Source organism: Campylobacter concisus (genome assembly GCF_015230035.1).
In the GTDB taxonomy this organism is placed as follows: domain Bacteria; phylum Campylobacterota; class Campylobacteria; order Campylobacterales; family Campylobacteraceae; genus Campylobacter_A; species Campylobacter_A concisus_BK.
Window position 1 is genome coordinate 146,976 of the sequence record NZ_JAAKZD010000001.1, and the last position, 12,303, is coordinate 159,278.

Consider the following 12,303-nt stretch of genomic DNA (forward strand, 5'->3'; position numbering starts at 1 on the left):
TTTAACCTCTCATAAGCCCTAGTGGCACGATCACGCTAAGCCTCTTACTAGCCCCTGGGTGCGGGACGATAAGGCGCGGCGTCTTATAGACTTTTTTACTAAAATACAAAATATCCAGATCAAGCGTGCGTGGCGCATTTTTAAACGTCCTCACGCGCTTAAATTTACTCTCATAGTGCCCCAAAATTTTTAGCAAATTTCTAGGGCTCATAGATGTTTGTAAATTTATAACAGCGTTACTAAAATCATCCTGCGCTTCGTAACCAAACGCCGCATTTATAAGGATCGGCGAGACTTCAACCACGTGAAAACGCCTATCTTCACTAATCGCTCTTATAAATTTATCAAACATCTTTGCGCTATCGCCGATGTTGCCACCCATGCCAACTAGTGCCTCATACTTAAACTCATCTCTTTTATGAAAAAAACTAGGGCAAAAACGGCTTTTTACGATCTTTCTTGCTCCAGCTAGCCTCATAAAATTTCGCACCCACCTTCTCTTGCGACCACCACGTCCTCGATGCGCACGCCAAATTCATTTTCTAGATAAATTCCAGGCTCCACGCTAAAGACCATGCCCTCTTTTATGAGCGTTTCGCTCCTTGCTGAGATGACTGGAAGCTCGTGTATATCGACACCCACGCCGTGCCCTGTCGAGTGAAAAAAGGCCTTTTCATATCCAGCACTTGTTATCACGCTTCTTGCTGCAAGGTCTATCTCGCACGCCCTAACGCCAGCTCTAGCGACCTTTATCGCAGCAGCCTGAGCCTCTTTTACGATCTCGTAAATTTCTTGCATCTTGGCGTTTTTAAATTTTTGCTCCTTTGAAAAGTTAAAATTTTCATCAAAGCAAGCAGTTCTGGTGCGATCAGAGCAGTAACGCTTAAATTTAACCCCAGCGTCAAGTAGCAACAAATCGCCCTTTTTTAAAATTTTATCCCCAGGCAGCGCGTGCGCCTTTGCGGCATTTTCGTTTATCGCTACGATCGGATCAAAGCTAAGACCTAGCTCGTTTTTTTGCCTAAAGATGAGCGAGGCGTTGAAATGAAGCTCTTTTTCGCTCATCCCTTCGCCATTTTCACGCACAAATTTAGCAAATTCATCAAAGCATTTAGCTCCAAATTCGCTAGCCTTTTTTAAAATTTTTATCTCATCTTCGCTCTTGCAAATTCTCTTTAGTCTAGAGAAATTTGCCTTTGGCTTGAAATTTATCTTAAAACCCTTGCTAAGCGCGTTATACTCACTTAAGCTTAGCTCATCAGGGTTAAAAACGAGGCTACTTGGCTTCATCTTTCTTAAAAATGCCCTAACCTCGTTTATTAAATTTCTCTGCGCTAAAAGAACGACCACGCCTGCATTTACGCAGCTTTTTGCCTCGAAATAATACCGCGCGTCTGTAAAAAAGTATTTCACGCCATCAACGCATAGCAAAAACTCATTGTCGCAGCTGTAGCCGCACTCGTAAAATACGGCGTTTTCGTCCTTTAAGATGAAATTCATTGTGCTTTTTGATTTGCTCTTACTGCTTTGATTTGCTCAAAAATTTGAAGCATGCCTATCATCGCTAAATGATAGCCAACTGGTCCAAAGCCCACTATCTGGCCTGCTGCAACTGGTGCGATGAGGCTTTTATGGCGAAATTCTTCTCTTCTATAAACGTTGCTGATATGCACCTCGATAACTGGCAGCGCAACCGCACTTAGCGCGTCACGGATAGCGATAGATGTGTGAGTGTAAGCTGCTGGATTTATGATGATGCCGTCAGCATCGCCCAAGCACTCTTGGATCTTATCGACTAGCTCGCCCTCAAGGTTGCTTTGAAAAAACTCGATCTCAACGTCATTTTGATCGGCAACGATCTTCATTTGAGAGTGGATATCCTCCATCTTCATAACACCGTAAATTCCTGGCTCTCTAGCGCCAAGCATGTTGATATTTGGGCCTTGGATAACCATTATTTTTAGCTTCTTATCCATGTCACTCCTTTTTGATTAAATAGCCCAAATTATACATTTTCGTTCCTAAATTTTCGCTACAATAACAAAAATTTAAGGCTAGAAATGGAAATTTTAAAAGCAAAAAAGATCATCACTGGCGGAGAAAATCCAAAAATTTTAAGAAATTCTTGTGTTGTCATCGAGGGTGATAAAATTTTAGAAATTACAAGCGAAAAAGATGCGCAAAAAAAATTTAAAGAGGCCAAAATTTGCGACTTTGGTGATAGCGTGATCACCCCAGCGTTCGTAAATACGCACGTTCATTTGGAGTTTAGCTCAAACGTTAGCACTCTAAAATATGGCGACTTTATAAAATGGCTTGGCTCTATCGTCGATAAAGGCGGCGAGCTAGCTAAGATGGACGCTAAAAAAGCGATGAATGAAGCCATAAATTCACTGCTAAAAAGCGGAGTTTGTACCATTGGCGAGATATCTAGCTTTGGCTCGGAGCTTGAAATTTTAGCCGCTAGTCCGCTAAAAGTCGTGCTTTTTAGTGAAATTTTAGGCTCAAATGAGCAGATGGCTCAGCAAAATTTGCAAAATTTCTTAGCCAAATTTGAAAAAACAAAAGGCTACAAAAGCCAAAATTTCACTCCAGCCATCTCGCTGCACTCGCCCTACTCTGTGCATCCAAAGCTCGCCAAAGCCGCCCTTGAGATAGCTAAAAAGGATGGTCTTCTTGTTAGCACGCACTTTTTAGAGAGCAAGGCTGAAAAGCAGTGGCTAGAGCACGGCAGCGGTGGCTTTAAAAAGCATCTTTTAAGATTTGGCCCTGATCCAAAGCCGATGTATGACGCGCAGGGCTACTTTGCGATGTTTCGTGAGGTAAATACGCTCTTTACCCACTGCGTTTATGTGAGCGATTTTGCTAAATTTAAGCCTCATCACAGTGTGACGCACTGCGCCGTTTCAAATAGGCTACTTGGCAAAAAGGCGCTAAATTTAAAAGAAATTTTCAAAAATAACGTCAGTCTAAATATCGGCACAGACGGCCTTAGCTCAAATATCAGCCTAAATTTCTGGCATGAGCTAAGAGCTGCCCTTTTTACCCACGCTAGCCTTGATCTAAACGAGCTTGCCACTAGGCTTTTTGTCGCTGCAACGCACGGGGGCGCAAAGGCGCTTAGGACAAATAACGGCGAGATAAAGGCTGGACGCGCAGCCGATATCGCAATCTATAGCGACCTAGAGTGCGATGATAGCGAGCTAATACTTCAACTCATACTTCATACAAACGAGGCTAAAAAACTATATATCGGAGGCAAAATTTGCAAATTTTAAGGCTTATTTTTAGAGGATTTTTGGGAATTTTTAAATTTATAAATAACTACTTTAAGGCGCTTATATTTTTACTCGTCTTATTTTTTATTTTCGCGCCAGATAGCAAGATGAAAGAGCCAAATTTAGCCCGCATTGACATTACCGGCACGATAATGGACACAAGCGAAATTTTAGAAGCATTAGAAAAGGCAAGAGCTGATAGCAACATCAAAGGCGTGCTGCTCTACATCGACAGCCCAGGCGGCGCGCTAAGCCCAAGCGTGGAGCTAGCCATGGCGGTCAAGAGGCTAAAAGAGAGTAAAAAGGTGCTCGCATACGCAGCTGGCAACATGGCAAGTGGCAGCTACTACGCTGGCGTAAATGCTGACACTATCGTAGCAAACCCAGGCGCTTTCATAGGCTCCATTGGCGTCATCATGCAAGGGGCAAACATCGAAAATTTAGCCAAAAATTTAGGCGTGAGCGAGCAGGTGGTGAAGGCTGGCGAGTTTAAAGAGGCTGGCACCTTTATGAGGAGCTGGAGCAAGCAAGAGCGTGAAAGCTTGCAAGGGCTCGTAAATGACGCTTACATGCTCTTTGTAAGTGACGTGGCGGAGGCTAGAAATTTAGATATCAAGAAAAAAGACGAGTGGGCAAACGCAAGGGTCTTTTTGGCACACAATGCCCTAAAAATAGGGCTAATTGATAGCCTTGGTAGCTACATAGACGCTCAAAATGAACTAGCAAAAATAAGCCTCGTAGATGAGCCCGTCTGGCAAGAAAAACCGCAGCTCGAAAAGATAATGGAGAAATTTACAAAGCAAGGCATAAACTCACTTTTTAATGCATTTTTCGAGACAAAGCTTAGATAATGAAAAACCAGCCAAGTTAAATTTAACTGGCTGGCAAAGCTTTTTATAGCTAGCTTATCTAAAATTCCCCTCGCTATCCACAAAGACATCTCGCCCTGCTATTTTTATCAAAAAAGTAGTTTCATTTATTCTTTGAAGCACCTCAAATTTACCATAAATGCTATTTTTGATAACAACACTAAAGTTTTCATCCAAAAGTCCAAATTTATCACCTAGTCGTGATAAATAGAAAAAGTCGCTAGCAAAATCAAAATTCATTTTACATATCGTTTTTCTTTTTATAGATCATGGTTGTTTTTAATTTATGCTATTTAAAAAGTGAGTAAATTTAAGAGAAATTTAAAGTAGATGGTGGAAGCGAGGGGGATCGAACCCCTGTCCAAAAACAAAATCCGTACAGCCTCTACACGCTTAGCAAAAGTGAAAATTTCATCTAAAAAGGCTCACTTTCCAAAACCAAAATTTAGACTAAGACTAAAATTTCAGCTAGCAAGCAGTCACTTTGCTGGCCTACTCTAGCTAAATCACTCGCTTACATCCTAGCTAGAATGAGACAAAGCGAGGCTCAACTGAACTTACGCAGCTTTAGCGTAAGCAGGAGCGAAATTAACGTTGTTTGCGTTTAAATTTAATTTGAGCTTTTTACGCTTTGCTCAAAGCGACGTGCCACCGTACACACTCTGCTCCTGTCGAAGCCAAGTCGCTCCCATAAAAAATGAAATGGTTTAGTTGGATTGTTTAGTCAAGCTTTGCAGGTACGTCAATGATCTTTGGCTCAAGGACGCTAAAATACTCTAGGTCTTTCTCGACGTCGCCTTTGTATTTATGAAACTGATCGCTAATAAGCAGCAACCAATCTATAAATTTATCATTTGCTGGACCTTTTAAGCTTCTAGCCTCTTGAGTGACCTCTTCAGCTAAAGTCGTCAGCTTTAAGATCGGGTCAAGATGCATAAAACCTGCTGCTGATTTAATATTGTGAAAGATCCTAGAAAGCTCTAAAATGCTCTCCTTATACTTGTCAGCTCTTCCTAAATTTATTATCAAAGGCTCTAGCAAATCGCACATCAAAGTGTAGTGAGAGAGAAACTCCTCAACTATATCATAAGAATAATCGACTTCAAGCCTTTTTAATATACCCATTTTCATGTCCTTAAGAAATTGGCGTAATTGTAGCAAAATTTTGATAAAATTGTTAGCATTATCACAAAATTTACCGGACTTAGCCATGAAAGATGAAACAATCGCAAAGAAAAAACTCACTATAAATGATATAAAAAACAAAAAAGGCGTCGAGCCTATCGTGATGATAACCGCCTATGATGCGCTATTTGCGAAGATTTTTGATGACTACGCTGATGTTATCCTTGTTGGCGATAGCTTAAATATGAGCTTTAATATGAAAGAGAGCACGCTAAGTGCTGATATGAGCACCATGCTTTATCACACAAAGGCCGTTTGCGCCGGGGCTAAAAAGACCTTTATCCTAGCTGATATGCCATTTGGCAGCTACACAAACGAAAAACAAGCGATCAAAAATGCTATGAAATTTTTCAAGCAGACAAATGCCGATGCGGTGAAGCTTGAAGTTGGCATGCATCAGGTAAATTTAGTAAAACGCCTCTGCGAAGAGGGCATAAACGTGACAGCCCACATCGGACTAAAGCCGCAGTTTTTTAAATTTGAAGGTGGATATAAGATAAAAGGCAGAAGCGAGCTTGAGGCAAAAAGGCTGGTTGATGAGGCTTTGGCGTTTGAGCAAGCTGGTGCGTTTGGCATACTGCTTGAAGGCACGCTTAGCAACGTAGCAAGCGAGATAACAAGGCAGGTTCGTGTGCCAGTTATCGGTATAGGCTCTGGGGCGGACGTAGACGGACAGGTGCTTGTCTGGTCTGATATGCTTGGATTTTTCGAGGACTTTAAGCCAAAATTTGTCAAGCGCTATCTTGACGGAGCCGCTCTTGTGCGAAAAGGTGTGCAAAGCTACACTGACGAAGTAAAAAACAAAATTTTCCCAAGCGAAGAGTTTTCGTATAAGGGCTAAACTTGTTCTTTATATAAAATACAAATGAGCACCGGTCCAACTAGAATATTTCAATTTATTTTATTTAATATAGGGTTAATTTTTACCATTTACTAATGTATTTTAAAAATTTAATTAAATTTTAGCTCTTACTTTTTATTTGTGACACAAACTGTCATGTTATTTATGTATAATTTTAAAAAAGTAGCAAATAATTTTTAAATATCTTAAAAATATAAAAGATAAATAATAGAATAACTTGCAAAAAAAGTTAAAGGAGAAAAATGATACCGCTTATTCCGTGGTTTGGTTGGGTGATTCTTGCAGCCATTTTTGGAGGCACAATAGCTGTTTTATTAAAAAAAAATAAAGGAACTATTTTGCTTACAGGAGACCCAGGGTCTGGTAAAGACACACTATTAAACACATTGCTTGGAAAAGGTTTTCAAAAAGAATATAGAGCTACACCAAAAGACGAGAAATATGAGGTGAGTTCGGAAATTGACTATACAATCATAAATTTGGCTGGTCACAAGAAATTTGCAAAAAGAAAGGAAGAGATAAAAAACGACCTACAAGAGCTTAAAAATAAAGAGCAGGATAGAAAAATTATATATATTTATATGTTTAATGTTTTAGATTTTATAAACAATGATAAATTAATAATAGCACAAATAGAAAATGCAAAAAAAGAAAGCGAAGAAAGAGAATTTACATCTAAGATAATAGGAACAAGAGGCGATAAGATAGATAAAAATATAAAACCTGAGATAGAAAATAGACTAAGAAAAGAAGGATATGATGCTATTGTTTTTGATATGACAAAAGTTAGTAAAGATGAAGTATTTAATTTTTTAGAAAGGGATTAAAATGATTATTGCAACCATACAAGGTAAAAACAAAAAAGAAGAGACTATAACAACACTAAATGGAGAATTTGTTTATGGCGATGAAGAACAAAGATGTATAGATAAAATTTTAGCAAACACAAAAAATATAGGCAATATAGGAAAACAAAAATTTTGCTCCGTGAATGATAATTTTATAGTCTTTATAGATCATCCAGAAAAAGATGATATAGGAAGAATTCGCACGGCTATGGTTTTTTATAATAAAGACATCACAAAAGAAGAGATATATAAAACAATAGAGAAGATGGGGCTAGATATTCAAAATTTTGATAAATTACAAAAGGAATACACAGAAAAAAAAGCACTCATAAAAGGAGTTATTTTGTTAGCAGCAGCCGTTGGTACTATATTGTTGCTAAAGAGGAATTTGTAATGAAAAATAAAATTCTACCAGTTGATTTTCAAACAAAAATAGATATAGAAGAAAACCCAGAAGCTACAAAGCCAATAACACAAGAGTGTGAGGTGATAGTAGTAGATAATACATTATTAAAAGATATATGGGTCAAAACAGATAAAGGAACTAGTCCTGCAAAAATAGAATATGGCACAAATATAATATTGGCCAAATCCAATTTATATAAAAATCGTTATTATGACTTAAAAAACTACAATGAACTCTACATGGAAGAGTTAATAGCTATGATTCTAGATTTTTCCCTAAAAATGGGTGCAAAATATTTTAGTGTTTCTTACAAAAAAGTTGAAACTGAGTTAAGTGAACAAGAAATTTATTTTTTACAAGAAGCGAATCTGAGTAAATCAGGTGTTGCTGGAGAAGAAAATCTTAATTTCAAAAATAACATATCAACAACCAGTGAAAAAGCACATTATATACAAGAAGAACATAAAAATCTAAAAAACAATATACCACTCAGTAAAGAGGAGTTACAAGAGTGGATCAAAGATGAGGATATAGATATAAATGCTCTACCAGGTTTTTTAGGTAGCTATATCAAACAATACTTGGCTGTTGGTAAAATAAGTGGAGACATAACAAGAACTGAAAATTTAAATATATCTCTACAAGAAAATGCAAAATTTCAAGCAAAAATAAACATTGGGATAAACATACCTAAATTTATATCATCTAACCTAAAAATACAAACCCAATCTAGCAATAACAGGAGCTACTCTTTTGCACAGAGCATCACATACAAAATAACTTTTTAACCGCACGACACATCCTGTCATATCCTCTTTGTAAAATGCAAAAAAACAAAGGAGAGGTGATGAGCAAAATAACAAAAGATCAAATTTACGAGCAGCTTGACAATATAGCCAGCACAAAAGAGTATTTAAAACTAGCCGAACTTGCTAAATTTGAGCTAAAAGATGATAGCTTGGCTAGAGAAATTTATGAAAGAGCACTTTTTGATACAAATAGAAGCGGCATTTTAGTTAAGCTTGGCAGGCATGTTTTATGGCTTTTGCAAGATAGCGAGCTGGCTATAAGGTTTTTCAAGCAAGCCATGAAAAAAGAATTTAGCAAAGATCAACGCAAAAATATCTTGCTTAGTAATTTCAAAAAGACATCAAATGAGCTAGCTTTTTTTGATGAGTTCACAGACTTGATAAACGAAACTAACGAATTTGATGAACTAATAAAGCTGTATCGTCACTTACCGCGTGAAATTTCACTAACAAAAGCCTTTTATCAAAGAGCCTCTAATCTTGTAAAAACATTTTATCAGTTTGAAAACTTACTTAATATGGTTTATAAATTTGATAAAGATATGATGTGGGAGATTTTTAACAAAAGCCCCTTTCCAAACAGGGCAATTCACTATTTTAACCTTAGTCAAATGGATATCTTTGACGAAGCGACAAAGGATAGCTTTTTTGATCAATTTATAGCACGTGAAAAAGAGATAATGAAGCTTATAGATGTGCTAGACTACAACGTTCTAAGCAATGATCAAAAAATAAAGATCATCAAAAAGGCGACCACTCTTGCGGACGATACGCCATCTTTTAAGATAGTAGCGATAGAAATTTTAAAGAATTTTTCAGATAAAAGGTGGGCGATGGATATAAAGAGCCTGCATGACGAGATGAAAAGTGCTGGCAAACTACAGCCCACAAAAAAGAAGAGGAGCTATAGAAGCTATTTTTTCTATAACTTTGCAAAAGAAAAACACCCACCCATTTACACACTAAATGACTATGAAAAAAGTTATTCTATTCTTGATTATTTGATTGTTATTGGGCATAGCTACTATTATTCTGCGGAACCTGATTATGACTGGTATGAAGATGAGTGGAGTTTTTTGGATTGGGAAGTAAAAAACGAGCGTTTGATAGCACCAGATCACCTTTATGAGAGTGTGGAGGACTATCTAAATGAGACCAAAAAACTAATCTCCACAAACATAAAGATTAAAGGAATTTTGCAATGGCTAAAGTAAAAATGAGATATTTTGATATAAAAGACGCCATAAATTTACAAGCCAAGATCGCCGAAGAGATAGGTGGTAAAGCTGGTTGTGACGCCAAATTTATAGCAAAGCTAGAGGATATTTTAGACAAGATCAAAGATGACAGTTGCTATCCAAATTTTAGCGACAAGCTAGCTCACCTCATCTGTTCATGTGTCGTACTTCGCCCATTTTTAGATGTCAATAAAAGCACAGCTTTAATGCTTGGTATCTTTTTTATATTGTTAAACAAGATGCCAATTGCTATAGAAAATTTTGCTTTTGCGGTACAAAATAGCATAATCTTGATCTCTAGATATAGACTTGGCGAAAGTGAGCTAAAAGATCTTATAGAGAGCTTTTTAAAGAGGTAAATTTAAAAAAGCTCTTCTGATTCAAGATAGTTTTGCGAGATATTTCGCTCTTTTTCGTCGGTATTTACATGAAGGACGTAGTAGCCTATCTGCGTGTTGCTAGCATCAAGTAGCGGCACAACGCAAAAATAGTGTGTCTTATATACGTAAAATTCATACTTTTTAAGGTCGATATCGCGCAAAATTCCAACTATATTTAAATTTGCACTGCTTAAATTTTCGATGTAGTAATCCCTTAAAATTTGATCACTCGGCGCGCTTTTATGTGCTGGCATCTTATCTTTTGATAGGAGCACGAAAAGGTCGATGCCTTGCGTTTTATAAAAATTTCCAAGTGAGTCGTAGTTTAGCAAAACCTCGATACTACCGATGTTTTTGCCCTCATGCATCACATTTGAAACAGCCCTTATATGCACCCCAGCATACCACGCCTCGATGCCAACCATGGGCTTATTTTGTCGCCTTGACTCTTGGACTAAAAACCTGCCACTAGCGATCATGTCGCCATATCTGTTTAGATCCCAGCTTCTTACGTAGCTTTTTAGATCTTTGTCGTAAAGATGAAGTTTGATGTTGTTATACATCGACGCTGCGCCAAGAGTTTTGGTCAAATTTTCGATATTTTTTACGCACTCATCGCGGTTTTGACCTAGCAAGCACATCTGTATAGACTCATTTTGAGCAAGCAGGATCGAGATCGCCATTGATGAAAATTTCTCATCATCAATGCTTTTGTTTAGCTGCTTTACGTGGTAGTCAAAAAAGACACGCATGTTGTTTTGCTTTTTTTCAACCATGTATGAGCTATAAAGAAAGTAAAAGAGGCTGCCAAGAAGCGCAAAAACGACTAAAACGATATAGATATTAAAATATTTTTTGTATTTACTCAAAACTAAGCCTTAGTTTTTCTTCTAAAAATTTAGCAAACTCATCAAATTTAGGCAGCACAAGCTCGCTTTTTCTTTTGGGGCTAGCCCAAACGCTATCTGGGAAAAAAGCATCGTTTTCAAATCTCGCAATGACGTGGATATGCACGTGTGGCACGTAGTTTCCAAAGCTTGCGATGTTTATCTTAGTTGGTTTATAAAACTCAAGCATCGCCTTTTCAGCCACCAGCATCGCCTCAAAAAGCCTAGCTCTACTCGCTTCGTCACACTCACTTAGCTCGCGGTATGGCTTAGCGGTAAAAATTTTCACCCACGGAAGCTCGTTCTCTTCGTGCTCAACTCTTATAAATTTATCTTCATATATCATATTTTGCCCCTATTTTATACGAAATTTCTCTCTCGTAAAAGCGTGTAAAGCTTGATCGTTGAGATAAAAAATGTCACGATCGCAGGGCCAAGTATGACGCCCCAGAAGCCAAACGTCGTGATGCCAGCGATCATCGCAAAAAAGATGAGTAGCTCGTTTATCTTTGTTGGTATCTTGACTAGTTTTGAGTTTATAAATTTAATGACAAGCGGCTTTAGAAGCGTATCAGCGCCAAACGAGATCACGATAATGGTGTAAAGTGCGATCGTGATAGCGGCTGCTGTGTTGCCATTTGCAAACTCATAAATGCTAATAGGTGCCCACGCCAAAAAGCCACCAACGACTGGGATGAGTGAAGCGAAGCTAAAAAATATGCCAGTTAGCACGCCGTCATAGCCGTAAAAACTGGTTACAATGGCAAATAAAAAGCCCTGGATGATCATATTTGCGATGGTTGAGTAGAAAACGACGCCCATCACGTTGCCAACCTCGCTTAGTATCGACTCAGTGTCCTCTTTTTTAAGCGGAAGCGCCTCTTTTAGGTAGTTTATAAGCTCGTTGCCATAAAGGTTACAAAAGAAGAAAAAGACTAGGATGATGATCATATCAACGCCAAATTTAAGGCTTAGTTTGCCTAAATTTGCAAGATTAGCAGCGACTTGCGAAAAGAGCATCTTGATATCAAGTCCGCCTATAAATTCCTTGATCTTTGGCTCTAAGAAATTTATCGATTCTGGCAGGCTAAAGTCGTAGTTTTTGATAAACTCGATCGTCTTTGTGACGTTGTTTATATCAAAGCCAGCTGCGTATTTCGCGATCTCGATGACGGCATAAAGAAGCGGCGCGATAAATAGGCAAAGAAGCGCAAATGTCGTAAGACCTGACGAGAGCGTTTTGCGGTTTTTAGTAAGTGTTAAAAATGCGATCTGCACGTTCGCAACAGCCACAGCAAGCAGCGCTGCGATAAAAATGTCAAGTAAAAATGGTTTAAAAAGATAGACCACCAAAGCCAAAGCACAAAACGCAAAAATTCCAAAAAACAGCCTGTTATTCATCTCGCTCCCTTAAAATGGGGTAATTATAGCAGATTTATCAAAGCTACTCATTTGCTCGATAAATTTACTAAAACGCTTTGGTGCTAAATTTGCAAAAAGCAGGCTTTTGGCATTTTTAGCCTGCCACAGCTTAATAAATT

16 protein-coding genes and 1 other RNA gene are annotated in these 12,303 nt (G+C 38.1%); 8 read left to right on the forward strand and 9 right to left on the reverse strand.

Annotation, left to right across the window (positions count from 1 at the left end):
• Position 1: 1 nt before the first annotated feature.
• The 3 genes from folK to aroQ are packed head-to-tail and all read right to left on the reverse strand — an operon-like array spanning position 2 to position 1,976.
• Positions 2-478, reverse strand: coding sequence for a 2-amino-4-hydroxy-6-hydroxymethyldihydropteridine diphosphokinase (folK, locus tag G6W41_RS00735; RefSeq protein ID WP_194170292.1), 477 nt, complete (start codon positions 476-478; stop codon positions 2-4).
• Positions 475-1,500, reverse strand: coding sequence for a M24 family metallopeptidase (locus G6W41_RS00740; RefSeq protein ID WP_194170293.1), 1,026 nt, complete (start codon positions 1,498-1,500; stop codon positions 475-477). Before G6W41_RS00740 ends, folK begins: the two co-directional genes overlap by 4 nt.
• Entirely contained in the window at positions 1,497-1,976 is a 480-nt protein-coding gene (gene aroQ / locus G6W41_RS00745) for a type II 3-dehydroquinate dehydratase (RefSeq protein WP_004317604.1), read from the reverse strand. The genes G6W41_RS00740 and aroQ overlap by 4 nt, the downstream gene beginning before the upstream one ends.
• 84 nt (positions 1,977-2,060) lie before the next feature.
• Between aroQ and mqnF the strand changes: the two genes are divergently transcribed.
• Both mqnF and sppA read left to right on the forward strand, forming a co-directional pair.
• The gene (gene mqnF / locus G6W41_RS00750; protein WP_194170294.1) at positions 2,061-3,278 is read left to right on the forward strand and encodes an aminofutalosine deaminase family hydrolase; all 1,218 of its coding nucleotides are present in this window, start codon (positions 2,061-2,063) and stop codon (positions 3,276-3,278) included.
• Complete coding sequence (sppA, locus tag G6W41_RS00755; RefSeq protein ID WP_194170295.1) at positions 3,266-4,129, forward strand: signal peptide peptidase SppA; 864 nt, start codon at positions 3,266-3,268, stop codon at positions 4,127-4,129. Before mqnF ends, sppA begins: the two co-directional genes overlap by 13 nt.
• Positions 4,130-4,183: 54 nt before the next feature.
• Here the strand turns inward: sppA and G6W41_RS00760 are convergent, their stop codons facing one another.
• From G6W41_RS00760 to G6W41_RS00770, 3 genes are all read right to left on the reverse strand, one after another.
• Positions 4,184-4,387, reverse strand: a complete 204-nt coding sequence (locus G6W41_RS00760) for a hypothetical protein (RefSeq protein WP_194170296.1) — start codon at positions 4,385-4,387, stop codon at positions 4,184-4,186.
• A 91-nt stretch (positions 4,388-4,478) separates the two neighbouring features.
• Positions 4,479-4,837: a transfer-messenger RNA gene (ssrA, locus tag G6W41_RS00765) on the reverse strand.
• 30 nt (positions 4,838-4,867) lie between these two features.
• Positions 4,868-5,272, reverse strand: coding sequence for a hypothetical protein (locus G6W41_RS00770; protein WP_004317574.1), 405 nt, complete (start codon positions 5,270-5,272; stop codon positions 4,868-4,870).
• An 85-nt stretch (positions 5,273-5,357) separates the two neighbouring features.
• Between G6W41_RS00770 and panB the strand changes: the two genes are divergently transcribed.
• The 6 genes from panB to G6W41_RS00800 all read left to right on the forward strand — a co-directional run bounded on the left by panB (position 5,358) and on the right by G6W41_RS00800 (position 9,854).
• Positions 5,358-6,173 carry a 3-methyl-2-oxobutanoate hydroxymethyltransferase gene (gene panB, locus G6W41_RS00775; RefSeq protein WP_194170297.1) on the forward strand — a complete coding sequence of 272 codons (816 nt, stop codon included), beginning with the start codon at positions 5,358-5,360 and terminating at the stop codon, positions 6,171-6,173.
• A gap of 263 nt (positions 6,174-6,436) precedes the next feature.
• The gene (locus G6W41_RS00780) at positions 6,437-7,021 is read left to right on the forward strand and encodes a GTPase (RefSeq protein WP_194170298.1); all 585 of its coding nucleotides are present in this window, start codon (positions 6,437-6,439) and stop codon (positions 7,019-7,021) included.
• Position 7,022: 1 nt separating this feature from the next.
• Complete coding sequence (locus tag G6W41_RS00785) at positions 7,023-7,436, forward strand: hypothetical protein (RefSeq protein WP_194170299.1); 414 nt, start codon at positions 7,023-7,025, stop codon at positions 7,434-7,436.
• Positions 7,436-8,236 carry a hypothetical protein gene (locus tag G6W41_RS00790; RefSeq protein WP_194170300.1) on the forward strand — a complete coding sequence of 267 codons (801 nt, stop codon included), beginning with the start codon at positions 7,436-7,438 and terminating at the stop codon, positions 8,234-8,236. Before G6W41_RS00785 ends, G6W41_RS00790 begins: the two co-directional genes overlap by 1 nt.
• A 59-nt stretch (positions 8,237-8,295) precedes the next feature.
• Positions 8,296-9,471: a hypothetical protein gene (locus tag G6W41_RS00795; protein ID WP_194170301.1), complete on the forward strand. Its 1,176-nt coding sequence runs from the start codon at positions 8,296-8,298 to the stop codon at positions 9,469-9,471.
• The gene (locus G6W41_RS00800) at positions 9,459-9,854 is read left to right on the forward strand and encodes a Fic family protein (RefSeq protein WP_194170302.1); all 396 of its coding nucleotides are present in this window, start codon (positions 9,459-9,461) and stop codon (positions 9,852-9,854) included. Before G6W41_RS00795 ends, G6W41_RS00800 begins: the two co-directional genes overlap by 13 nt.
• A gap of 2 nt (positions 9,855-9,856) precedes the next feature.
• Here the strand turns inward: G6W41_RS00800 and G6W41_RS00805 are convergent, their stop codons facing one another.
• Genes G6W41_RS00805 through G6W41_RS00815 form a run of 3 tightly spaced genes read right to left on the reverse strand, consistent with a single transcriptional unit; the run spans position 9,857 to position 12,163 of the window.
• Positions 9,857-10,744, reverse strand: a complete 888-nt coding sequence (locus tag G6W41_RS00805; RefSeq protein WP_194170303.1) for a cache domain-containing protein — start codon at positions 10,742-10,744, stop codon at positions 9,857-9,859.
• Entirely contained in the window at positions 10,737-11,108 is a 372-nt protein-coding gene (locus G6W41_RS00810) for an HIT family protein (protein WP_194170304.1), read from the reverse strand. The genes G6W41_RS00805 and G6W41_RS00810 overlap by 8 nt, the downstream gene beginning before the upstream one ends.
• 14 nt (positions 11,109-11,122) lie before the next feature.
• Positions 11,123-12,163: an AI-2E family transporter gene (locus G6W41_RS00815; protein ID WP_149715844.1), complete on the reverse strand. Its 1,041-nt coding sequence runs from the start codon at positions 12,161-12,163 to the stop codon at positions 11,123-11,125.
• Positions 12,164-12,303: the final 140 nt, after the last annotated feature.